The 22,975-nt window shown below is 72.5% G+C and carries 17 protein-coding genes, 2 pseudogenes and 1 riboswitch; of the genes and pseudogenes, 8 read left to right on the forward strand and 11 right to left on the reverse strand.

What is annotated here, in order from left to right:
* The first annotated feature begins 37 nt into the window (after positions 1–37).
* Entirely contained in the window at positions 38–1,201 is a 1,164-nt protein-coding gene (rarD, locus tag R4Z62_RS13650; protein ID WP_491519918.1) for an EamA family transporter RarD, read from the forward strand.
* 37 nt (positions 1,202–1,238) lie between these two features.
* Here the strand turns inward: rarD and R4Z62_RS13655 are convergent, their stop codons facing one another.
* Positions 1,239–1,883, reverse strand: a complete 645-nt coding sequence (locus R4Z62_RS13655; protein ID WP_385503479.1) for a CGNR zinc finger domain-containing protein — start codon at positions 1,881–1,883, stop codon at positions 1,239–1,241.
* Between the two features lie 21 nt (positions 1,884–1,904).
* Between R4Z62_RS13655 and R4Z62_RS13660 the strand changes: the two genes are divergently transcribed.
* The gene (locus R4Z62_RS13660) at positions 1,905–2,390 is read left to right on the forward strand and encodes a VOC family protein (protein WP_064534549.1); all 486 of its coding nucleotides are present in this window, start codon (positions 1,905–1,907) and stop codon (positions 2,388–2,390) included.
* A gap of 25 nt (positions 2,391–2,415) precedes the next feature.
* Here the strand turns inward: R4Z62_RS13660 and R4Z62_RS13665 are convergent, their stop codons facing one another.
* Complete coding sequence (locus R4Z62_RS13665) at positions 2,416–4,011, reverse strand: tetratricopeptide repeat protein (RefSeq protein ID WP_491519919.1); 1,596 nt, start codon at positions 4,009–4,011, stop codon at positions 2,416–2,418.
* A 177-nt stretch (positions 4,012–4,188) separates the two neighbouring features.
* On the opposite strand from R4Z62_RS13665, the gene R4Z62_RS13670 reads away from it, so the two are divergent.
* On the forward strand, positions 4,189–4,695 hold the full coding sequence (locus R4Z62_RS13670) for a DUF6668 family protein (RefSeq protein WP_064534547.1): 507 nt from the start codon (positions 4,189–4,191) through the stop codon (positions 4,693–4,695).
* Positions 4,696–4,738: 43 nt separating this feature from the next.
* Here R4Z62_RS13670 and R4Z62_RS13675 read toward each other — a convergent pair whose 3' ends face one another.
* From R4Z62_RS13675 to R4Z62_RS13690, 4 genes are all read right to left on the reverse strand, one after another.
* Entirely contained in the window at positions 4,739–5,638 is a 900-nt protein-coding gene (locus tag R4Z62_RS13675; protein WP_385503486.1) for an ABC transporter permease, read from the reverse strand.
* Positions 5,625–6,641: an ABC transporter ATP-binding protein gene (locus tag R4Z62_RS13680; RefSeq protein ID WP_355481290.1), complete on the reverse strand. Its 1,017-nt coding sequence runs from the start codon at positions 6,639–6,641 to the stop codon at positions 5,625–5,627. Before R4Z62_RS13680 ends, R4Z62_RS13675 begins: the two co-directional genes overlap by 14 nt.
* Positions 6,642–6,713: 72 nt before the next feature.
* Positions 6,714–7,970 carry a LolA family protein gene (locus R4Z62_RS13685; RefSeq protein ID WP_064534544.1) on the reverse strand — a complete coding sequence of 419 codons (1,257 nt, stop codon included), beginning with the start codon at positions 7,968–7,970 and terminating at the stop codon, positions 6,714–6,716.
* 466 nt (positions 7,971–8,436) lie between these two features.
* Entirely contained in the window at positions 8,437–9,447 is a 1,011-nt protein-coding gene (locus R4Z62_RS13690) for a polyprenyl synthetase family protein (RefSeq protein WP_064534543.1), read from the reverse strand.
* A 634-nt stretch (positions 9,448–10,081) separates the two neighbouring features.
* A riboswitch (cyclic di-AMP (ydaO/yuaA leader) is annotated at positions 10,082–10,271 on the forward strand.
* Positions 10,272–10,273: 2 nt separating this feature from the next.
* Between R4Z62_RS13690 and R4Z62_RS13695 the strand changes: the two genes are divergently transcribed.
* A complete protein-coding gene (locus R4Z62_RS13695; protein WP_018568292.1) occupies positions 10,274–10,762 on the forward strand; it encodes a transglycosylase SLT domain-containing protein in 489 nt (162 codons plus the stop codon).
* A gap of 34 nt (positions 10,763–10,796) precedes the next feature.
* On the opposite strand, the gene R4Z62_RS13700 is transcribed toward R4Z62_RS13695, so the two are convergent.
* Positions 10,797–11,609 carry an HAD-IIB family hydrolase gene (locus tag R4Z62_RS13700; protein WP_491519920.1) on the reverse strand — a complete coding sequence of 271 codons (813 nt, stop codon included), beginning with the start codon at positions 11,607–11,609 and terminating at the stop codon, positions 10,797–10,799.
* Positions 11,610–11,807: 198 nt separating this feature from the next.
* Between R4Z62_RS13700 and fahA the strand changes: the two genes are divergently transcribed.
* The 3 genes and pseudogenes from fahA to R4Z62_RS13715 all read left to right on the forward strand — a co-directional run.
* Positions 11,808–13,019, forward strand: a complete 1,212-nt coding sequence (fahA, locus tag R4Z62_RS13705) for a fumarylacetoacetase (protein WP_064534541.1) — start codon at positions 11,808–11,810, stop codon at positions 13,017–13,019.
* 720 nt (positions 13,020–13,739) lie between these two features.
* Positions 13,740–13,886 (forward strand): annotated as a pseudogene (locus R4Z62_RS13710) (M48 family metalloprotease); the annotation flags it as partial.
* A gap of 461 nt (positions 13,887–14,347) precedes the next feature.
* A pseudogene (locus tag R4Z62_RS13715) lies at positions 14,348–14,846 on the forward strand (HEAT repeat domain-containing protein); the annotation flags it as partial.
* A gap of 91 nt (positions 14,847–14,937) precedes the next feature.
* Here the strand turns inward: R4Z62_RS13715 and recQ are convergent.
* Positions 14,938–16,917, reverse strand: coding sequence for a DNA helicase RecQ (recQ, locus tag R4Z62_RS13720; RefSeq protein ID WP_491521869.1), 1,980 nt, complete (start codon positions 16,915–16,917; stop codon positions 14,938–14,940).
* Between the two features lie 199 nt (positions 16,918–17,116).
* Here recQ and R4Z62_RS13725 point away from each other — a divergent pair, with 199 nt between their 5' ends.
* On the forward strand, positions 17,117–17,719 hold the full coding sequence (locus R4Z62_RS13725) for a Uma2 family endonuclease (protein WP_491519921.1): 603 nt from the start codon (positions 17,117–17,119) through the stop codon (positions 17,717–17,719).
* Between the two features lie 79 nt (positions 17,720–17,798).
* On the opposite strand, the gene nuoN is transcribed toward R4Z62_RS13725, so the two are convergent.
* The 3 genes from nuoN to nuoL are packed head-to-tail and all read right to left on the reverse strand — an operon-like array spanning position 17,799 to position 22,968.
* Positions 17,799–19,448 carry an NADH-quinone oxidoreductase subunit NuoN gene (gene nuoN / locus R4Z62_RS13730; RefSeq protein WP_064534537.1) on the reverse strand — a complete coding sequence of 550 codons (1,650 nt, stop codon included), beginning with the start codon at positions 19,446–19,448 and terminating at the stop codon, positions 17,799–17,801.
* Positions 19,445–21,016: an NADH-quinone oxidoreductase subunit M gene (locus R4Z62_RS13735; protein ID WP_385503497.1), complete on the reverse strand. Its 1,572-nt coding sequence runs from the start codon at positions 21,014–21,016 to the stop codon at positions 19,445–19,447. The genes nuoN and R4Z62_RS13735 overlap by 4 nt, the downstream gene beginning before the upstream one ends.
* 5 nt (positions 21,017–21,021) lie before the next feature.
* Complete coding sequence (nuoL, locus tag R4Z62_RS13740; protein WP_064534535.1) at positions 21,022–22,968, reverse strand: NADH-quinone oxidoreductase subunit L; 1,947 nt, start codon at positions 22,966–22,968, stop codon at positions 21,022–21,024.
* Positions 22,969–22,975 lie beyond the last annotated feature (7 nt).

A 22,975-nucleotide genomic window follows, 5' to 3' on the forward strand; every position in this document is an offset into this window, starting at 1 on the left:
GCGGCCTGGCGGCCGGGCATGCCACGAAGGAGGGTCCGTGAGCGAGAAGTCGGCCGGCGAGCGGCGCACAGGTCTGCTGAACGGCTTCGCGGCCTACGGGATGTGGGGCCTCGTGCCCCTGTTCTGGCCGCTGCTCAAGCCCGCCGGGGCGATGGAGATCCTCGCCCACCGGATGGTGTGGTCCCTGGTGTTCGTCGTGGCCGCGCTGCTCGTCGTACGGCGCTGGGCCTGGGCCGGGGAACTGCTGCGCCAGCCGCGCAGGCTCGGCCTCATCGTGATCGCCGCCGCGGTGATCACCGTCAACTGGGGCGTCTACATCTGGGCCGTGAACAGCGGGCATGTCGTCGAGGCGTCCCTCGGCTACTTCATCAACCCGCTGGTCACCATCGCGATGGGCGTGCTGCTCCTCAAGGAGCGGCTGCGACCCGTGCAGTGGGCGGCGGTCGCCACGGGCGCCGCCTCCGTGCTGGTGCTCGCCGTCGGCTACGGCCAGCCGCCCTGGATCTCCCTCTGCCTCGCCTTCTCCTTCGCCACCTACGGCCTGGTGAAGAAGAAGGTGGACCTCGGCGGCGTCGAGTCGCTGGCCGCCGAGACCGCGGTGCAGTTCCTGCCGGCGCTCGGCTATCTGCTGTGGCTGGGCGGACACGGCGGGGCGACCTTCGCGAGCGAGGGCGCCGGGCACGCCGCGCTGCTCGCCTCCACCGGCGTCGTCACCGCGCTGCCGCTGGTCTGCTTCGGCGCGGCGGCGATCCGGGTGCCGCTGTCCACGCTGGGGCTGCTCCAGTACCTGGCGCCGGTCTTCCAGTTCCTGCTCGGCGTCGTCTACTTCCATGAGTCCATGCCGGCCGAGCGCTGGGCCGGGTTCGCCCTGGTGTGGCTGGCGCTGACCCTGCTGACCTGGGACGGGCTGCGTACGGCCCGCCGGGCGGCGCAGGCCCGCGCGGCACTCGCCGCGGCGGGCGCCGCGCCGTTGAGCGGGGGCGCGGGTGTGGGTGCGGGTGCGGGTGACCGTGCGGGTGCGGGTGCGGCGGGCAAGGTGGTGGCGGGGCAGCCCGCGCCACTGGCGGACGCTCTTCCGGCGCAGGCACAGGCACAGGCGCAGGCGTCGGACTCGGCACCGGAACCGGCCCCGGCCCCGGCCTCTGCTCTCGACGCTGCGGCCGAGGGCGCGCGGTCGGCCACGGGCGCGGTGGAGGCGTAGACCGACCGAGCCGGACCGGGGGCCGGGCGCGGGGCCGTCAGGGCGTCGTCCTGTCGTCGGGCCGGGTCGCGCGGGCGCGGTGCGCCCGGACCTTCTCACGGTTCCCGCAGTGCTCCATCGCGCACCAGCGCCGCCGTCCCGGACGTGAGGTGTCCACGAAGAGCAGGAAGCAGTCGTGCGCGCCGCACTCCCGGACGCGGTCCGCGAAGGGCCCGCTGAACAGGTCGATCGCATCGCGGGCGACGGTCGAGAGCAACTGGGTGCCGGTGGCGCCGGGTGCCCAGACGCGGGTGCCCTCGGGGGTCAGCCGGGAGACGAGGGGCGGCGCGGCGGCGGCCTCGTTGACCGCGTCCAGGTGCGCGCCCCGCGGCGGACGGCCGTGCGCGCGGTCGGCGGTGAGCAGGAACAGCGCGTCCCGGACGGCGCGTGTCCGCTCCAGCTCGTCCTCGGTGACCGTGAGGCCGAGGCCGTCGGCGAGCCTGCTGCGTCCGGCCCAGGTCACGAGGTCGGCGGGCGTGTGCAGCACCTCGTAGCGGGCGAAGGGCCCGGGGCCGCCCGTGGGCAGCAGTTCCAGACACAGCGTGCCTGGGTCGAAGCGGTACGGCTTCCCCTCGTGCGAGACCAGGGTCAGTCCGGGAGCCGGTTCCGGCGATTCCGGTGATTCCGTTGCCTGCGCGTTCATGTAACTAGTATAAGTGGTTACATGACGGAGACACAGATGTCCTCAGCCCGCACCCCCGCGCCGGTGCACTGGAAGCTCGTCATCGACGCCGCCGACCCGCACGCGCAGGCCGACTTCTGGGCGGGCGCGCTGCACTACGAGCCCGAGGACAACAGCGCCCTCGTCGAGCAACTGCTCCAGTACGGCGCGCTGCCTGCCGAGGCCACCGTCGAGTACCACGGCCGCCCGGCCTTCCGGGACCTGGTCGGCGTCCGGCACCCGGACGATCCGTACGACCCCGAGCGCGGCACCGGGCTGGGGCGGCGGCTGCTCTTCCAGCGGGCGGCCGGCGCGAAGACCGGCAAGAACCGGCTCCATCTGGACCTGCACCCCGGCGCGGACCGGCGGGCCGACGAGGTGGAGCGGCTGTGCGCGCTGGGCGCGCGGGTGCTGCGGGAGGTGAAGGAGCCCGCCGGGCAGTGGGTGGTGATGGCGGACCCGGAGGACAACGAGTTCTGCGTGCACTGAGCCACTCAGCCACCGGGTCACCGGGTCACCGGCCCCCGGACCGCCTGCCGGCCCGCTCGGTCAGGCGCTCCATACGGATGCGGGCGGACTCCAGTTCCTCGATGTCCTCGGCCGCCGGACCGTCCTCGGCGGCCAGCTCGGTCCACAGGCCGAGCAGTTCGCCGCCCAGACGCAGCCCCTCCTCGGGATCGCGGACGCCCCGCCAGGCGGTGGCCGCGCTGCGGACGTTGCCGTACGCGCCCTCGGCGTCGTCCGCCGCCCGGTGGATACGGGCCAGGTCGAGCGAGAGGGCGAAGGCGCGCTCGGACTCACCGGCCAGATAGGCGATGTACGCCGACAGCTCCCGCACCCGCAGCACCTCGGGGTGCGTCGCGCCCAGCGTGCCGGACGCCTCCGCGACCGTGCGCTCCGCCAGGGCCGCCGCCTCCTCGATCTGCCCGGCGCGCACCGCCTCGTTGACCTGGGCCAGGGGCTCGGCCAGCAGAACGGCACCGCCCCCACCGGCCAGGGTCCGCGGATCGTCGCCGAGCACGGCCTCGGCCACGGCGTCGAACCCGCGGGCGGGGGTGGGCCTGGGGTCGGGGTCGAGGCCGATGACGGTCTCGGGGTCGATGACGGGGGCGACGGCGGGCCGGGGGACGGAGACCGGCAGCGGCGCGGGCTCCGCGAGTTCGGGTGCGGGGCCCGGCACGACCGCCGGGCGCGTACCGGCGGACGCGGGACGCTCCGGGTCCATCACCGGCGGCGGGCCGAAGCTGCCCGTGGGCGCCACCGCCGTGCCGGGCGGCAGGACCGGGGCCGGTGCCGCGTCCGGTGCCGCGTCCGGAACGGGATATGTGGTCGGCCCCGCCGTCGGATCGACGACCGGGTCCGCTGTCGGACCGGCGGTCAGGTCCGCTGTCGGACCGGCGATCGGACCCGCTGTCGGACCGGCGGTCGGGTCCGCTGTCCGGGTGGGGTCCGGCCGGTCGCCGTCCGGCAGGTCACGCGCGGGGCGCAGCACGAACGTCGGCGACGGCTCCGACGCCCCCTGTGCCCCCCGCGCTTCCCGTGCCTTCTGTGCCCCCTGTGCCTCCGCCGCCCATCGCGGCCCCGAGCGCGGCCCGGATGCCGGGCGCGGCTCCCCCGACGGGCGCGGGAGCCGGCGCAGGACGTGGGTCGGGCCCTCGTCCGGCAGCGGCCGGTCCGTCTCGTACCGCTCCCGCTGCTCCCCCTGCTGACCCAATTCCCGGTGGCCTGTTTCCGGGGCGCGCTCCAGCGGGGGCGGCGCGGTGCGCAGCGGCTGGGCCGTGAACGTGCTGGAGCCGTCGCCGTGGACCCGGAGCGGGACGACATAGCCGATGCGTTCGTCGGTGACCGTCGCGAGGACGGGACGGCCGGTGGTGAGGGCGATGCGGTGGAGGTGGTTCAGCACGGTCTGCTGGATCTCCTCGCCGGGCGCCGGGTCGAGCCGCACCCCGGCGACCGAGGCCCAGGCACGGGCTCCCCCGCCGCCGCCGTCGCCGTCGCCGGATCCGGCCGTGGGCACGGGCACGTGCACGGCGATCGGTGCCGCCGCGGACGTCGCCGAGCGCGCGGCGCGCTTCTGTTCCCGCTTCTTCTCGCGGCTCAGTCGGTACATCGGCTCCCTCACTCGGATGCGTGCCATCCGGCCCTGCGCGTACTGTCGAGTGTCGCTGCTCGCCTGCGGTTTCCACGTCACCGCGACGTCACAGACTCGCACCAGGAACCGCTGACCTGTGACCGGAGTAACGCGGCGAGCGCCAAGATCGTCGTGGTGACCACGGAGGGAACGGGCATGCGAACAGACATGCAGCAGGGACCGGAGATATGGATCCGCGGACCGGTGTCCGCCGAGCCGCCCGGCACGGCCCCCTCCTATGCCTCACCCCGGCGCTACTCCTGGGTGGCGACCCACGGCGGCGCGGGTACGACCACGCTCGCGGCGGTCTACGGCGGCCACGACTGCGGACGCGACTGGCCCGCGCCCGGCGCCCCGCGCTCCGTGCTGCTCGTCGCCCGCACCCACGCGGCCGGCCTCGACGCCGTGGTACGGGCGCTGGAGGCGTTCCGCGGGGGCGGGGCACCGGCCGGGCTCGACCTGGACTCCGTGGTGCTCGTCGCGGACGCGCCCGGCCGGCTGCCGCGCCCGCTCGCGCAGCGGCTTGAGCCGATCGAGTCCGTCGTCGATGTGCACCGCGTGCCGTGGGTACCGGCCTGGCGGCTCGGCGACCTCAGCGGTCCGCCGCCGCGCGAGGCGGAGCCGCTGGCCCGGCTCACCGGCACGGCACGAGCCGCCCGCTGACCTCCGCTCGGCCAGTCCGCCGCAGCCACGGACAGCCGCCGGGTCAGGCGGTGATGTCCTTCGTCGTGAACCGGGCCCACGCCGCCGAGCCGAACACCGCCACGTACAGCGCCTGGAGCTCCAGGTTCTTCACCAGGTCGTCCCAGTAGACCGGCTGGCGCATGAGATCGGCGAAGGACAGCCAGTAGTGCGGGAAGAGGTACGGCTGCACCGCGTGCAGCTGCGGTATCTGGTCGACGATCTGCACGGTGATCAGCAGGCCGACGGTCGTCGCCATCGCCGCGACACCGCTGCTGGTCAGGGTGGAGACGAACAGGCCGAGGGCGGCGACACCGGTCAGGGAGAGGGCGACCGCCACGGCGATGAGCAGGGCCCGGCCCAGTCCCTCGGTGAAGGTGATCTCGGTGCCGGAGATCGTCGTCAGGTCGCCCAGCGGGAAGAGCAGCGCGCCCACGGCGAGCGCGGAGGCGGCGACCACCAGGGTGGCGGCCAGGCAGAAGACCATCACCGTGGCGTACTTGGTGAGCAGCAGGCGGGTGCGCCCGGCGGGGGCGACCAGCAGATAGCGCAGGGTGCCGGAGCCGGACTCGCCCGCGATCGCGTCGCCCGCGACCACCCCCACCGCGAGCGGCAGGAAGAACGGCAGGGTCGCGGCCAGGGCGGTGAAGACCAGGAACAGGCCGTTGTTGGTGATCTGCGCGATGAACGCCGGTCCCTCGCCGCCCCCGCCCGCCACCTGCGAACCGTCGCCCGTCTCGATCCGTACGGCCACCCCGACGAGGACCGGCACGGCGGCCAGCACGCCCAGCAGGGCGAGGGTGCGCCAGCGCCTGAAGGTGACCGCCAGTTCGTTGCGCAGCAGCCCGAGCGACCACAGCGGGTTCGGCCGGGCCGGTGCGTCCGCCCCGGGTGCGGCCAGGTCCGCCGCTTCAGCCCGCGACATCGAATCCCTCCCCGGTGAGTGCCACGAACGCGTCCTCCAGGGAGGCCCGTTCGACGCCGAATCCGCGGACGCGCACGCCCGCCGTCACCAGGGCCGCGTTCACCTCGGCGAGGTCGGCCGCCGGTGGTTCGCCGGTCACCCGGCCGTCGGTGACGGCGAGGTCGCCGATGCCCTGCTCCTTCAGGACCCGGGCCGCGTCCGCCGTGTCCGGGGTGGTGACCACCAGCCGGCCGCGCGCCCCGGCGGCCAGCTCGGCGACCGCGCCCTGGGCGATCAGTCTGCCGTGGGCCATGACCGCCGCGTGGGTGCACACCTGCTCGATCTCGTCGAGCAGGTGGGAGGAGAGGAAGACGGTCGTGCCGTCGGAGGCCAGCTCCCGCACGAGGGAGCGGATCTCCCGCATGCCCTGCGGGTCAAGGCCGTTGGTCGGCTCGTCCAGGACGAGCAGCCTGCGCGGCCGCAGCAGCGCGGCGGCGAGGCCGAGGCGCTGCTTCATCCCGAGGGAGTAGGCGCGGGCCTTCTTGCCGGACGCGGCCGTCAGGCCCACCCGGTCCAGTGCCGCCTCGACGCGGGCGCGCCGGGTGCGCGGGTCGGCGGTCGGGTCGGCCGCGTCCTGGCGCAGCAGGTTGTCCCGCCCGGAGAGGAACCCGTACAGGGCGGGCCCCTCGATCAGCGCTCCCACCTGCGGGAGCACGGTGCGCGCCGACCGGGGCATGGGCCTGTCCAGGACGTGCGCCGTGCCGGAGGTGGGTTCGATGAGGCCCATCAGCATGCGGATGGTGGTGGTCTTCCCGGAGCCGTTGGGACCGAGGAAGCCGAAGACGCTGCCCGCCGGGACGGCCAGGTCGAGGCCGTCGACGGCGAGCTGTCCGCCGCGGTAGCGCTTGGTGAGCGCGCGGGTGCGGATGACATGGCCGTCGTCCGCGCCAGCGGCACCGCCGTCGCCCCCGGGCGCGGACGCGGCCGTGGCCGCGCCCGGCCGCTCGGCGGACACCTCGTCCATCGGCTTCCCCCGATCCGTCGTGCTGTCGTGCCGTCGTCCTGTCGTGCTGTCTTCCTGTCGTGCCGGACGCGGCTACTTCGCGGCGTCGGCCGCCTTCACCAGCGCGTCCTTGGTGACGGCGCCGACGTAGACCTTGCCGTCGTCCGTGATCAGCGCGTTGACCAGGCGGGTGGAGAAGACCGTGCCCTTGCCGAAGGAGCCGCTCACGTGGTCGCCGAGCGAGCCCAGGAAGCCGCCCAGGTCGCCGCCCGCGGCGGAGCCGGCGTCGGTCGGGAGGCCGCCCTTGCCGCCGGTGTCGAAGGTGGCGACGGAGTTCCAGCCTTCGCCGATGACCTTCGGGCCGTCCTTGTCGAGGCCCTTGCCCTGCGTGACGTCCTTCCCCGGGGTGAGGCCCTTGTGCGGGGCGCCCGGCGGAAGGGCGTGCTCGCCCGCCTTGCCGTCCTTCTCCTCGGTGACCTTGGCGCCCTTGGGCGGGGTGAAGTCGAAGGTGGAGGCGGCCGGCCGGTCGAAGCTGACCTGGGTGAAGCCCGCGTCCACGACGGCGGCGCCGCCGCTCGCCGGGGTGAGGGTGAACTTGAGCGGCAGCCCGGTGGCGGAGTCCACCGCGATGCTGATCGCACCGACCGTGGTGCCCGAGGCGTGCCGGGGCTTGATCACCAGCTTGTAGGCGTCCCGCCCGGCGACCTGGGCGGTGCCGTCGACCGTCACCGAGGTGGTGTCGTCGGCCGCCTTCAGGGCCTCGTCGGCGAAGTCCTTGGGCGTGGCCGGGAGGTGGTCCTTGCCCTCGCTCCGGTCCTTGGCGCCGTCCTGGGGGGCGGTGGAGTGGTAGACCTCGTTGGACTTGCTGTCGTAGCCCCAGACGTCCTTGCCGTTGTGGACGAGGCTGTACTCGGCGGCGCTCTCGACGAGCGAGACCTTCTGCCGGTCCGGGCCGTCGGCCGCGACGCGCAGCGTGTGCGTGCCGGAGGCCAGCTCGGTCAGCTTGGAGCTGGGGTCGGCGGACGAGCCGTCGCCGCCGCCCAGGGCGCCGGAGGCGAGGCTGCTCTCCAGACCGCCGAGGTTCGGCAGCCCGAGATCGGTGGTGATCTTGACGGTGCCGGACAGGCGCTCGACGTCCGACTTGGCGATCTTCTCGATGAGTTGCTGCGCGGTGATCTTCGGCAGGTCGGGGTCACCGGAGTCGGCGAGTGCCGGGACGAGCCCGATGGTCGCCGCCGCCACCCCCACCACCGCGACCGGGACGCCGTAACGGGCGGCCTTGCGGCGCGCCGAGGCGCGGTCGCCGGCCTCCGGGGTGTCCCTGGTGTCGTCGGATTCGTACGGTGCCATGTGTGCCTTACCTCCGTCGTCGGCGGCGGCTGCCCGTGTGCACTGCTCCCACCCCAAGCCGCCATTCTCACCCGAATCGGTGAGGAGTGGTGTGGTCCGTGCTTCCATCTGACCAAATCGGCCGCGACGAAGCGTCAGACCGCGGAGCCAACTCCGTGTACGCCTGCGGTATGACACACGAGGGCGGCTTCTCCACCACCCCGTAGGGGTCGGGGTGGAGAAGCCGGCCGGGACCCCCTCCGGGACCGGGTCCGGCCGGGTGGAGAGGCGGGACCGGGGGTGGAGAGACCCGGCGGGAAGAGGCACCACAGGAAGAGGCCCCTCAGGCCGCCCGGAAGCGCACAGGAAAAGGCCCGGAAGGAAGAGGCGGAAGAGGCGGGGAAGGCAAGGAAGAAGCGGGGAGGGCAAGGAAGAGGCAGGGAGGGCCAGGGCCGGGCCCGGGGATGCGGGGAGACCGGCCCTAGAGCTAGCCGACCCGGTGCACCACCGCGTCGCACAGCTGGAGCAGGGCCACCTTGGCGCCGCACTCCTTCAGCGGGGCCAGCGCGGCCCGCGCCTCCTCGGCGTAGCGGACGCTGTCCCGCCGGGCCTGTTCGAGCGCGGGGTGGGCGCGCAGCGCGGCCAGCGCCTCGGCGTGCCGGGCGTCGTCGCTGAGGTCGGAGGCGAGCAGTTCGCACAGGGCGATGTCCTCGGCGAGACCCAGCCGGGCGGCGCGCTCGCGCAGCCGCAGCACCGGCAGCGTGGCGACGCCCTCGCGCAGGTCGGTGCCGGGGGTCTTGCCGGACTCCTGGGAGTCGGAGGCGATGTCGAGCACGTCGTCCGCGAGCTGGAAGGCGACACCGAGCCGCTCCCCGTACTGCGTCAGCACGTCCACGACCCGCTCGTCGGCGCCGGACATCATCGCGCCGAACCGGCACGCGACGGCCACCAGCGAACCGGTCTTTCCGCCCAGCACGTCCAGGTAGTGGTCGACCGGGTCCCTGCCGTCCTGCGGTCCGGCGGTCTCCAGGATCTGCCCGGTGACGAGCCGTTCGAACGCGAGCGCCTGGACCCGGACGGCCTCCGGGCCGAGGTCCGCGAGGATCTGGGAGGCGCGGGCGAAGAGGAAGTCTCCGGTGAGGACCGCGACCGCGTTGCCCCAGCGGGTGTTGGCGCTGGCCACCCCGCGCCGCACGGCGGCCTCGTCCATCACGTCGTCGTGGTAGAGCGTGGCCAGGTGGGTCAGCTCCACGACCACGGCCGAGGGCACGATCCCCGGCGCGTCGGGGTCGCCGAACTGGGCCGCCAGCATCACGACCAGCGGCCGGAACCGCTTGCCGCCCGCCTTCACGAGGTGCTGGGCGGCCTCCGTGATGAACGGGACCTCGCTCTTGGTGGCTTCGAGCAGCCCTTCCTCGACAGCCGCCAATCCGGCCTGGACATCGGCTTCGAGAGCCTGGTCCCGCACGCTCAGCCCGAACGGCCCGACGACGGTCACGAGGGGTCTCCTGTCTGCTGGTGTCTGCTGGCGCTTACACGGTTTGTCGATAGGTCGCTGCCATCACTCAAGTCAGCGTATCCGGTCACGTTTCGATCACCGATAGCGCCCACCGATACAGGCCAGGTGGTATCGGATCACGACCGATATGTTTTCGATCACCACATATGAACAGATATTTATCGACTTGCTCTTTCCCGCTCCTCCCCAGCCTCCCCCTTCCCCTCCTCTCACCCGTCCCGCCGCGCCCACTCTCCTTCCACACGCCCACCCGTGCCCACGTACGTACGAACAAGGCCAGGGCCTCACCGATCGTGACGGCCGTCACTTCCAGCCCTACGAGTCCGATTTACCCTTATTAGCATTTCAATTCCCCTTGGGGGCAAATGCTCCTGGCCGAATTATTCCGTGAGCTGCATCACGTGCACCGCCACCCCGCGCCACGGCCCGCCGACCCCCCGCTCCCCGTCCCCCGCAAGCGAGTTGACCCTTGGCAATCGCAAAGGATCAAGCGGCCAAAATGCCCTGGATCAAGGTCAACTAGGACGATGTATGCATCAGGTACTTGTTCGGGACATGTGCTCTCGCATACGTTCCGGGCCAGTCGAGCGGACGCCGAATCCTGCCAGCGCTCGATGACCACCCACCGACAGCTCATGGCAGGAGCGGGGGACCCAGGTAAGTCGCCGGGCCGGAGCGCCGTACGTCCTACGTCGTACGCCGCGCCGGAACGGCTCGGGGTGAAGCCGTGCTCTGAGGAGCCGGCCGGGCACCTCCCCGCCCGAACCCGACAGCTCACCTCGCAGGCGACGGAGAGGAAATCCCCATGTCTGCACGTCGTCCCAGCCGCTCCCGCGCCGCTCGTCTCGTCCGCACCCTCGCCGTCTCCGGCACCGGTGCCGCGATCCTCGCCCTGCCGCTGATCGGGGCGTCCGGCGCCTCCGCGGCCACCCCGACCGCCGCCACCGCCACCACGGCGAGCACGGTCGCCTACCCGAACAACCTGGACGGCTGGATCCGCGAGTCGCTCGCCGTCATGGCCCAGAAGGGCATCCCCGGCACGTACAACGGCATCCACCGCAATGTGATGCGCGAGTCGTCCGGCAACCCGCTGGCCATCAACAACTGGGACTCCAACGCCGCCGCGGGCATCCCCTCCAAGGGCCTGCTCCAGGTCATCCAGCCGACCTTCAACGCCTACCACGTGGCCGGCACGTCGTTCGACATCTACGACCCGGTCGCCAACATCACGGCCGCGTGCAACTACGCCGCCGCGCGCTACGGCTCCATCGACAACGTCAACAGCGCGTACTGACGGGCAGCCGCGTGCCGGCCGGCACGCGGAGGGCTCAGACGAACAGACGATCGAGGACGACGGCGACGCCGTCGTCCTCGTTCGACGTGGTGACCTCGTCGGCGACCGCCTTCAGCTCCGGGTGGGCGCCGGCCATCGCCACCCCCCGGGCCGCCCACCGGAACATGGGGATGTCGTTCGGCATGTCGCCGAAGGCGAGGGCGTCCCCGGGGCCGAGTCCCAGCCGCGCCGCGGCCAGCGCGAGACCGGTCGCCTTGGTGATGCCGCAGGGCTGGAGCTCGACGGTCCCCGGGCCCGACATGGTCACCGAGGCGAGCGGACCGACCGCGCCGCGGGCCGCCGCCGCCAGTTCGTCGTCGGACAGCCGGGGATGGCGCAGCAGCACCTTGCTGATGGGCGCGCGCCACAGTTCCTCGCGCCGCCCGACCCGCTCGGCGGGCAGCGTCGGGTGCGCCATGCGGTACTCCGGCTCGATGAGCGTGAGGCCGTCCACGCCGTCCTGGTCGACCGCCGCGTACACCTCCCCCACCTCCGCCTCGATCTTGCCGAGCGCGGTCTCGGCCGTCTCCCGGTCGAGCGTGACCGACCACAGCATGCGGTCGGCCCCGGCGTCGTAGAGCTGGGCGCCCTGGCCGCACACCGCGAGCCCGGTGCCGCCGAGGGACCTCAGCAGCGGGCGGACCCGCGGCGCCGGGCGTCCGGTGACGACGAGGTGCCGGGCACCGGCCGCCGCCGCCCGGCCGAGCGCGGCGCGGGTCCGCCCGGACACGGAGTCGTCGCCGCGCAGCAGCGTGCCGTCCAGGTCGGTGGCGATGAGGGCGTACGCGGGGGCAGCGGGTGCGGGCATGATCAGAGAATACGGATCCGCCAGGCGAGTGACGGGCGGAAACCGGACGACGTCCCTCCGCCGTGTCGCCGGGAGACTCCTCGGACACTGCCCAAGACAGCTGCCTCCCCCGTAACGTGTGGCGCGACCACATGAACGTGTGGCCAGACACCCATGTCCCCCATGGAACACCGGCACACGAAAGAGAGGCAGTACCCGATGCCCCCCTTCGAGGTCCCCGAGGGCGACCCCTTCGGTCCGCACAACCTTCCCTACGGTGTCTTCTCGCGCGCCGGGTCGCAGGAGCGGACCGTGGGCGTCCGGCTCGGCGACCATGTCCTCGACGCGGGTGCGGCGGCGCTGGCGCTCGGTTCCCCGTACGCCGCCCTGCTCGCGCGGCCGACCCTGAACCCGCTGCTCGCCGCGGGCCGCACCGCCTGGTCGGACGTGCGGCGCGCGCTGACGGCGTGGGTGACGGTGCCCGCGCACCAGGAGACCGTGGCCCCCTTCCTGCACCCGCTCTCCTCGGTGACCCTGCACCTGCCCTTCGAGGTCGCGGACTACGTCGACTTCTACGCGTCCGAGAACCACGCGCGCAACGTCGGGCAGATCTTCCGCCCGGACGCCGAGGACTCCCTCACCCCCAACTGGAAGCACCTGCCGATCGGTTACCACGGCCGCTCGGGGACGGTCGTCGTCTCGGGCACGGACGTCGTACGCCCCTCGGGACAGCGCAAGGGCCCCGCCGACCCCGCGCCCGTGTTCGGCCCCTCGGTGCGGCTGGACATCGAGGCCGAGGTCGGCTTCGTGGTCGGGGTGCCCTCGCGGGCCGGGCAGCCGGTGGCGCTGGCGGACTTCCGCGAGCACGTGTTCGGGCTGTGCCTGCTCAACGACTGGTCGGCGCGGGACGTGCAGGCCTGGGAGTACGTCCCCCTCGGCCCGTTCCTCGGCAAGTCCTTCGCCACCTCCGTGTCGGCGTGGATCACACCGCTGGACGCGCTGGAGGACGCGCGGACGGACCCGCCGCACCGCACGCACCCGCTGCTGCCCTACCTGGACGACACCGGCGAGGAGCCCGGCGGCTACGACCTGCGGATCTCCGTCGCGATCAACGGTCATACGGTGTCCGAGCCGCCGTTCTCCACGATGTACTGGACGGCCGCGCAGCAGCTCGCCCACATGACGGTCAACGGCGCCTCCCTGCGCACCGGCGACCTGTACGGCTCGGGCACGGTGAGCGGACCGGAGCCCGGCCAGCGCGGCTCGCTCCTGGAACTCACCTGGAACGGTCGCGAACCGCTCGAACTCCCGGACGGCAAGCGCGCGTTCCTGGAGGACGGGGACGTGGTGACGCTGACGGCGTGGGCGCCGGGCGCGGACGGGGTCCGGGTCGGCCTGGGCGAGGTGACCGGGCGGATCGTGGCGGGCTGAGGGGGCCGGACCTTCCGAGGAGGGCGGGGGGTGCCTCGGAGAGCGGACCGGTTGCCGCCGGACCCTGACTCGTGGCGCCCGTCCCCGTCATACTGGCGGTAACGACACGCACCACCCCGCGGCACCGCCGCACAGAACTGCCGCACAGCATTGCCGCACAGAACTGCCGTACGGGGCCGCCGTACGGCACGTTCCGCGGCCACAGCACCACCACGGCACCACCGCACGGCACGACCCACCGTACGACCCCACTCCGCCCACCTCCGATCAGGATCCGGAGCCCGTGGCATGACCGTCTGCCTGCTCCTGCTGACCGCCGTCGCGCTGACGGCCGCCGTACCGGTCCCCCGCGCGCTGACGCGGGCGGAGTGGCCCGAGCGGGATCCCGTGGTCGCGCTGTGGGTCTGGCAGTGCCTGGTGGCCACCGTGCTGCTGTGCTGTCTGGCCGCGCTGGTCCTGGGCACCGCGGCCGTCTTCCACACCGTCCGCGACCGGGTGTTCGCGCCCGCGCCGCCCGCCGTGACCGCCGCGTACGACCTGTCGGTGGCGCCCGCGTGGGCCGCGGTCCTCACCCTGCTGCTGGCCTGCGGGGCCGCCTGGACCACCGCGATGCTCGGCCGCGAGGTCGCCGAGGCGCGCAGGCGCCGCGGGCTGGCCCGCGCGCACCTGCGCGAACGCGCCCCCGACCTGCCCGAGGGCCTGCCCGTGGCCCGCGGTCCGATGCTGGTGCTGGAGGACGAGTACCCCGACGCCTGGTGGATGCCCGGACACCCGCCCCAGCTCATCGTCACCACGGGCGCGCTGCGGCGGCTGACGGGCCACCAGCTCGACGCCGTGCTCGCCCATGAACGCGGGCACGCCCGCGCCCACCACGACTGGCTGCTGCACCTGTCGACCGCGCTGGCGACCGGCTTCCCGCACGTCCCGCTCTTCGCGCACTTCTGCGACCAGACGCACCGCCTGGTCGAACTGTCCGCCGACGACACCGCCTCGCGCCGCCACGGCCATCTGACCACGGCCCTCGCCCTGATCGAACTCAACCAGCACCGCGGGGTCCTCTCCTGCTCCTCCAGCCATCGCCTGCTGGGCGAGCGCGTGGACCGCCTCCTGGAGCCCCCGCCCCGGCTGGACCGCCGGCGCAGGGCGCTGACCACCACGGTGGCGGCGCTGGTGCCCCTGCTGCCGCTGCTGATCACGTTCGCCCCCGGGTTGACGGCGCTCGGCTGACGGCGATCGGCTGACGGCGATCGGCTGACGGCGCTCAGGTGACGGGCCTTGGCCGACGACGATCGCCGGCTGTGCCTGGCCGGGTCCGGCGGACGGCCGCCTCGGTGCGGATCGAGGCCGTGCGCGCCCTGGTCTCGGTCGACGCCGCCGAGGCGGTGGCCGGTGCGGCGGGCGATCCGTCCCGTGAGGTGCGGGTCGCGGTGGCCGAGGCGCTGGGCGGGCTCGGCGGCGGTCACCGCACCGTGGCCGCGCTGGACCGGCTGACCGGGGACGCGGACGTGCTGGTGCGCGGTGCGGCGTTCGCCGCGGTGGCCGCCGCCGGGGAGCCGCCCGGCTTCGCCGCGCGTGCCGTGGCGGCGTTGGGTGACGCGGCCTGGCAGGTCCGGGCGGGCGCGGCGACCGCGCTGTCCGCGGCGGACGCCGGGACCGCCGTGCCCGCCCTGGCCGGGGCCCTCGGCGACCCCAACGGGGACGTCCGCAAGGCCGCGGTCCTGGCGCTGGCCCGGCACACCGCGTCGGCCTCGGCCCGAGCCGCCCTGGCCACAGCCACCGCCCGACCCGGACGCGGATGTCAGGGCGTACGCGTCACGGGCGCTGTGACCCGCTGGACGAGACCCCGGGCCGAGGCACCGCCGGGCCGGCTCCGGGCGGCCGGCTCCGCCGGTTCCGGCTGCCGGTTCCGCCCGGCCGGCTATATCCAGTCGTCCTCCGGTTCCGGCTCCGGACCGAAGTCCGGCTCGGGCTCGATGTCGGAGGCGGGGCCGGGTGCGGAGGCGGCGCGGTCGCCGGACGGGGCCGACAGCGACTTCAGCACGCCGATGACGCCCTCCCCGTAGGTCGCGAGCTTCTTCTCGCCGACCCCGCCGACCGTGCCGAGCCGCGCCACCGAGTCCGGCCAGAGCGTGACGATCTCGCGGAGGGTGGCGTCGTGGAAGATGACGTACGCGGGAACGCCCTGCTCGCGGGCCTGCTCGGCGCGCCAGGCGCGCAGCGCCTCGAAGGCGGGGAGCAGCTCCGCGGGCAGCTCCGCCACGGCGGCCTTGCCCTTGCCCCGCCCGGAGGACGAGGACGACGCGGAGCGCGCGGTGGCCGGCCGCTTCGGCTCCTTGCGCAGCGGCACCTTCCGGTCGGCGCGCAGCACCTCGCCGCTGGCCTCGGTCAGCACCAGCGTGCCGTACTCGCCCTCGACCGCGAGCAGTCCCTGCGCCAGGAGCTGGCGGACGACCCCGCGCCACTCGCCCTCGGTCAGCTCGGTGCCGATGCCGAAGACGGAGAGCTGGTCGTGGTCGAACTGGATCACCTTGCCGGTGCGCTTGCCCAGCAGGATGTCGATGATCTGCACGGCGCCGAACTTCTGCCCCCGCTCGCGCTGGAGCCGGACCACCGTGGAGAGCACCTTCTGGGCGGCGACCGTGCCGTCCCAGGTCTCGGGCGGGGTCAGACAGGTGTCGCAGTTGCCGCAGCCGCTCGCGTCGGGGTCCTGGCCGAAGTAGGCGAGGAGCTGTCCGCGGCGGCAGCCGGCCGTCTCGCACAGGGCGAGCATCGAGTCCAGGTGGGCGGCGGCGCGGCGGCGGAAGGACTCGTCGCCCTCGCCGGACTGGATCATCTTGCGCTGCTGGATGACGTCGTTCAGGCCGTAGGCCATCCAGGCGGTGGAGGGCAGGCCGTCGCGGCCGGCGCGGCCGGTCTCCTGGTAGTAGCCCTCGACGGACTTGGGCAGGTCGAGGTGGGCGACGAAGCGGACGTCCGGCTTGTCGATGCCCATGCCGAAGGCGATGGTCGCGACCACGACGAGGCCGTCCTCGCGCAGGAAGCGGGCCTGGTGCGTGGCGCGGGTGCCCGCGTCGAGGCCCGCGTGGTAGGGCACCGCGCGGACGCCGTTGGCCGACAGGAACTCGGCGGTCTTCTCCACGGAGTTGCGCGAGAGGCAGTACACGATGCCCGCGTCGCCCTCGTGCTCCGCGCGCAGGAAGGCCAGGAGCTGCTTCTTGGGGTCGGCCTTGGGCACGATCCGGTACTGGATGTTGGGCCGGTCGAAGCTGGCCTCGAAGTGCCGGGCCCGCGGCATGTCCAGCCGCTGGGTGATCTCCTGGTGCGTGGCCCGGGTGGCGGTCGCCGTGAGCGCGATCCGGGGCACGTCGGGCCAGCGCTCGCCCAGCAGGGACAGCGACAGGTAGTCGGGGCGGAAGTCGTGGCCCCACTGGGAGACGCAGTGGGCCTCATCGATGGCGAAGACGGAGATCTTGCCGCGGGAGAGCAGGTCGAGCGTGGCGTCCAGGCGCAGCCGCTCCGGGGCCAGGTAGAGCAGGTCCAGCTCGCCCGCGAGGAACTCCGCCTCGACCGTGCGGCGCTCGTCGAAGTCCTGCGTGGAGTTGACGAAACCGGCGCGCACACCGAGCGCGCGCAGGGCGTCCACCTGGTCCTGCATCAGCGCGATCAGCGGGGAGACCACTATGCCCGTGCCGGGCCTGACCAGGGCGGGGATCTGGTAGCACAGCGACTTGCCGCCGCCGGTCGGCATGAGCACGACGGCGTCGCCGCCGGTGATCACATGCTCGATGACCGCTTCCTGCTCGCCCCGGAACGCCTCGTACCCGAAGACCCGGCGCAGCGTGGCCAGCGCCTCGCTGTCCGTCACTGCCATGTCGGTGACACCGCCTGTCCCACCCATCGTCTCGTCCCCCGCCCGTCGTCCCTCGACCACGTCCTCCACGATAGGGGGCGCCGCCGACAGCGATGGACTTATCCACAGGCCGGACCCGGGGCGCCGGTCAACGACACGGGACTCGTTCACACGTACGCAGGAGACCTGCCTGTTTCCGGCCGATAGTCTGAACGCACCGGCGAGACTCCGTCCCATGGGAGCACTGATGAGCGTCGAACCGAAGACGTCCGAGCCCACCTGGCCGACTCCGCCGGAAGGCGGATGGACCGCCGACGACCTGGACCGCCTCCCGAATCTGCCTCCGCATACGGAACTGATCGACGGGAGCCTGGTCTTCGTGAGTCCGCAGACCCTTTTCCACTCGCGCGCAGTGAGTTTCTTCGAGTGGCAACTGCAGTCCGTGGCACCTGAACAGGTCCAAGTAGTGCGCGAGCTCACCATCGAGATCGACCGACAGAATCGCCCTGAGCCGGATGTGGTCGTAGTACGCAGCGACGCCGTGGAGAACGCGAAGCAGACCCGGTTCCCGGCGGAGGCAGTCGTTCTTGCCATCGAGGTCGTCTCCGACGAATCCGTCTCCCGCGACCGCGAGACCAAGCCTCTCAAGTACGCCCGAGCGAAGATCCCCCACTACTGGAGAGTCGAGAACGAGAACGACCGCGCCGTCGTGCACGTCTTCGAGCTGGAGCCCACCACCGGTACGTACACGAGCACAGGCATCTTCCGTGAGCGGCTGAAGACGGACGTCCCGTTCACGATGGACCTCGACCTGACCGGGATCAAGACCCGCCACGGAAGCACCCGGTAACCCCTCCAGGCACAGCCGAGCGGCCCGGCTCCCCGCGCGGGGGACCGGGCCGCTCCGTGTCGATGTGCCGCGTGCCGGATCAGCGCACGAACACCCCCGCCTGGTCCGCCAGGTCCAGGAAGTACTGGGGGGCGACGCCGAGGACGACCGTGACGGCGACGCCCACGGCGATGGCGGTCATGGTCAGGGGCGAGGGGACCGCGACGGTGGGGCCCTCGGGGTGGGGCTCGCTGAAGAACATGAGGACGATCACACGGATGTAGAAGAAGGCGGCGACCGCGGAGGAGATCACACCGATCACGACCAGCGGGGCCGCGCCGCCCTCCGCCGCCGCCTTGAAGACGGCGAACTTACCGGCGAAGCCGCTGGTCAGCGGGATACCGGCGAAGGCCAGCAGGAAGACGGCGAAGACGGCCGCCACCAGCGGGGAGCGCCGGCCGAGCCCGGCCCACTTGGACAGGTGCGTGGCCTCGCCGCCCGCGTCGCGGACCAGGGTGACCACGGCGAAGGCGCCGATCGTCACGAAGGAGTACGCGGCCAGGTAGAAGAGGACGGAGGAGACGCCGTCCTTCGAGGTGGCGATGACACCCGCGAGGATGAAACCGGCGTGGGCGACCGACGAGTACGCCAGCAGCCGTTTGATGTCGGTCTGGGTGATCGCGACGATCGCACCGCCCAGCATGGTGATGATCGCCACGCCCCACATCACCGGCCGCCAGTCCCAGCGCAGCCCCGGCAGCACCACGTACAGCAGCCGCAGCAGCGCGCCGAACGCGGCCACCTTGGTCGCCGCGGCCATGAAGCCGGTGACCGGGGTCGGGGCGCCCTGGTAGACGTCCGGCGTCCACATGTGGAACGGCACGGCGCCGACCTTGAACAGCAGTCCCATCACGACCAGCGCGGTGCCGATCAGCAGCAGCGCGTCGTTCCCGGTGGTGTTGGCCAGGGCCGGGTCGACGGTGGGCACATTGCCCTCGACGACCTGCGCGATCGTCGTGTACGACACCGATCCCGCGTACCCGTACAGCAGGGCGATGCCGAACAGGGTGAACGCCGAGGCGAACGCGCCGAGCAGGAAGTACTTGACCGCGGCCTCCTGCGACATGAGCCGCTTGCGGCGGGCCAGCGCGCACAGCAGGTACAGCGGGAGGGAGAAGACCTCCAGGGCCACGAACAGCGTCAGCAGGTCGTTGGCCGAGGGGAAGACCAGCATGCCCGCGACGGCGAACAGCAGCAGCGGGAACACCTCGGTGGTGGTGAAACCGGCCTTCACCGCGGCCTTCTCGCCGTCGCTGCCCGGTACGGCGGACGCCTGCGCGGCGAAGGAGTCGACGCGGTTGCCGTGCGCCTCCGGGTCCAGGCGGCGCTCGGCGAAGGTGAACAGGCCGACCAGTCCGGCCAGCAGGATCGTGCCCTGGAGGAACAGGGACGGCCCGTCGACGGCGACGGCGCCCATGGCGGCGATGTGCGCCTTGGTGGTGCCGTAGCCGTCCGCCGCGAGCGCGACGACCGCGGCGAAGGCGGCGCACAGCGCGACGGCGGACACGAACACCTGCGCGTGGTACCGCGACTTGCGCGGGACGAACGCCTCGACCAGCACCCCGACGATCGCCGCGCCCACGACGATGAGGGTGGGCGACAGCTGCCCGTACTCGATCTTCGGCGCGCCGATCTTGGCGATCGGGTCGGCCGCGGTTGTCCACAGGCTGTGGACGGCTGCTGCGCTCACTTCGCCGCCTCCAGGTCGGGCTTGGGGTCGGTCTTGTGTACGTCGGACATGGTCTGCTTGACCGCCGGGTTCACGATGTTCGTCACGGGCTTGGGGTAGACGCCCAGGAAGACCAGCAGCACGATCAGCGGCGCCACGACCACCAGCTCGCGCACCCTGAGGTCGGGCATCGCGGAGACCTCCGGCTTCACCGGGCCGGTCATCGTCCGCTGGTAGAGGACGAGGACGTACAGCGCGGCGAGCACGATGCCCAGGGTGGCGACGATGCCGATGGCCGGGTACCGGGTGAAGGTGCCGACCAGCACCAGGAACTCACTGACGAAGGGCGCGAGCCCCGGCAGCGAGAGGGTCGCCAGACCGCCGATCAGGAAGGTCCCGGCGAGCACCGGGGCGACCTTCTGCACCCCGCCGTAGTCGGCGATGAGCCGCGAGCCGCGCCGGGAGATCAGGAAGCCGGCGACCAGCAGCAGCGCCGCCGTCGAGATGCCGTGGTTGACCATGTAGAGCGTCGCGCCGGACTGGCCCTGGCTGGTCATCGCGAAGATGCCCAGGATGATGAAGCCGAAGTGCGAGATCGACGCGTACGCCACCAGGCGCTTGATGTCCCGCTGGCCGACCGCCAGCAGCGCGCCGTAGATGATGCTGATCACGGCGAGGACGAGGATGACGGGCGTCGCCCACTTGCTGGCCTCCGGGAAGAGCTGGAGGCAGAAGCGGAGCATCGCGAAGGTGCCCACCTTGTCGACGACCGCCGTGATCAGGACGGCGACCGGGGCGGTGGACTCCCCCATGGCGTTGGGCAGCCAGGTGTGCAGCGGCCACAGCGGCGCCTTCACCGCGAAGGCGAAGAAGAAGCCGAGGAACAGCCAGCGCTCGGTGCCGGTCGCCATGTGCAGCGAGCCGTTGGCGCGGGCCGCGGCGATCTCGGCCAGCGAGAAGTTCCCCGCGACCACGTACAGGCCGATCACCGCGGCCAGCATGATCAGGCCGCCGACCAGGTTGTAGAGGAGGAACTTCACCGCCGCGTACGACCGCTGGGTGGCGGCCGCCTGCTCGCCGTGCTCGTGGGCCCGGTCCCCGAAGCCGCCGATCAGGAAGTACAGCGGGATCAGCATGGCTTCGAAGAAGATGTAGAAGAGGAAGACGTCGGTGGCCTCGAAGGAGAGGATCACCATCGCCTCGACGGCCAGGATCAGGGCGAAGAAGCCCTGCGTGGGACGCCAGCGGCGGCTGCCGGTCTCCAGCGGATCGGCGTCGTGCCAGCCCGCGAGGATCACGAACGGGATCAGCAGCGCGGTCAGCCCGACCAGCGCCACCCCGATGCCGTCCACGCCCAGTTCGTAGCGGACGCCGAAGGCCGCGATCCAGGAGTGCGACTCGGTGAGCTGGTAGCGGGCGCCGTCCGGGTCGAAGCGGACCAGGGTGGCGACGGCCAGCGCGAGCGTGCCCAGGGAGACGGCCAGGGCGAGCCATTTGGCGGCGGTGCGCCGGGCCGCCGGTACGGCGGCCGTGGCGACGGCCCCGACGGCCGGGAGCACCGCCGTCGCTGTCAGCAGAGGAAAGGACATCGGTATCAGACCGCCCTCATCAGCAGGGTCGCGGCGACCAGGAGGGCCGCACCGCCGAACATCGAGACCGCGTACGAGCGGGCGAAGCCGTTCTGGAGGCGGCGCAGCCGCCCGGACAGGCCGCCCACGGAGGCCGCCGTGCCGTTGACGACCCCGTCGACCAGGGTGTGGTCGACGTACACGAGCGACCGGGTGAGGTGTTCGCCGCCGCGGACCAGGACGACGTGGTTGAAGTCGTCCTGGAGCAGGTCGCGGCGGGCGGCGCGGGTGAGCAGCGAGCCGCGCGGGGCGACGGCCGGGACGGGCCTGCGCCCGTACTGGGCCCAGGCGATGCCGACGCCGATCACCAGGCAGACCATGGTGGCGCCGGTGACGGCGGCGGCGCTGAGCGGCGAGTCGCCCTCGCTGTGCCCGGTGACCGGCTCCAGCCAGTGCAGGAAGCGGTCGCCGACGCTGAAGAACGCGCCGCCGAAGACCGAACCGAAGGCCAGCACGATCATCGGAACGGTCATGCTCTTCGGGGACTCGTGCGGATGCGGCTCGGCGTGCGCGCCGCGCTCCTCGGCCGCCGGTTCGGCGCTGGGCGCGTCGGGCGAGGCGGTGGGCCGGTGGTGCCAGCGCTCCTCGCCGAAGAACGTCATCAGCATCACGCGGGTCATGTAGAACGCGGTGATGGCCGCGCCCAGCAGGGCCGCGCCGCCGAGGATCCAGCCCTCGGTGCCGCCCTTGGCGAAGGCCGCCTCGATGATCTTGTCCTTGGAGAAGAAGCCGGACAGGCCCGGGAAGCCGATGATGGCGAGGTAGCCGAGGCCGAAGGTGATGAAGGTGACCGGCATGTACTTACGCAGGCCGCCGTACTTGCGCATGTCGACCTCGTCGTTCATGCCGTGCATGACGGAGCCCGCGCCGAGGAACAGCCCGGCCTTGAAGAAGCCGTGCGTCACCAGGTGCATGATCGCGAAGACATAGCCGACCGGGCCGAGTCCGGCGGCCAGCACCATGTAGCCGATCTGCGACATCGTCGAACCGGCCAGCGCCTTCTTGATGTCGTCCTTGGCGCAACCGACGATCGCACCGAAGAGCAGCGTGACCGCGCCGACCACGGTGACGGCGAGCTGCGCGTCGGGCGCGCCGTTGAAGATCGCGCCGGAACGGACGATCAGGTAGACGCCCGCGGTCACCATCGTGGCGGCGTGGATGAGGGCGGAGACCGGGGTCGGGCCCTCCATCGCGTCACCGAGCCAGGACTGCAGCGGCACCTGGGCGGACTTGCCGCAGGCCGCGAGCAGCAGCATCAGGCCGATCGCGGTGAGCTTGCCCTCGCTCGCGTCGCCCGCGCCGCCCAGCACCGGGCCGAAGGCGAAGGTGCCGAAGGTGGTGAACATCAGCATGATCGCGATCGACAGGCCCATGTCGCCGACGCGGTTGACCAGGAACGCCTTCTTGGCGGCGGTGGCCGCGCTGGGCTTGTGCTGCCAGAAGCCGATCAGCAGGTAGGAGGCGAGACCGACGCCCTCCCAGCCGACGTACAGCAGCAGGTAGTTGTCGGCGAGGACGAGCAGCAGCATCGCCGCGAGGAACAGGTTGAGATAGCCGAAGAAGCGGCGGCGCCGCTCGTCGTGCTCCATGTACCCGATGGAGTACAGGTGGATGAGCGAGCCGACGCCGGTGATCAGCAGGACGAACGTCATCGACAGCTGGTCGAGCCGGAAGGTGACGTCCGCCTGGAAGCCGGCCACCGGGATCCAGCTGAACAGGTGCTGGACCACGGTGCGGTGTTCGGCGCCCTTGCCGAGCAGGTCGGCGAAGAGGACCAGGCCGATCACGAACGAGGCGCCGGCGAGCAGGGTGCCGATCCAGTGGCCGACGGCGTCCAGGCGCCGGCCGCCGACCAGGAGGACGGCCGCTCCGAGCAGGGGCGCCGCGATCAGCAGCGCAATCAGGTTCTCCACGATTCTT

Source organism: Streptomyces sp. PL-25 (assembly GCF_058344915.1).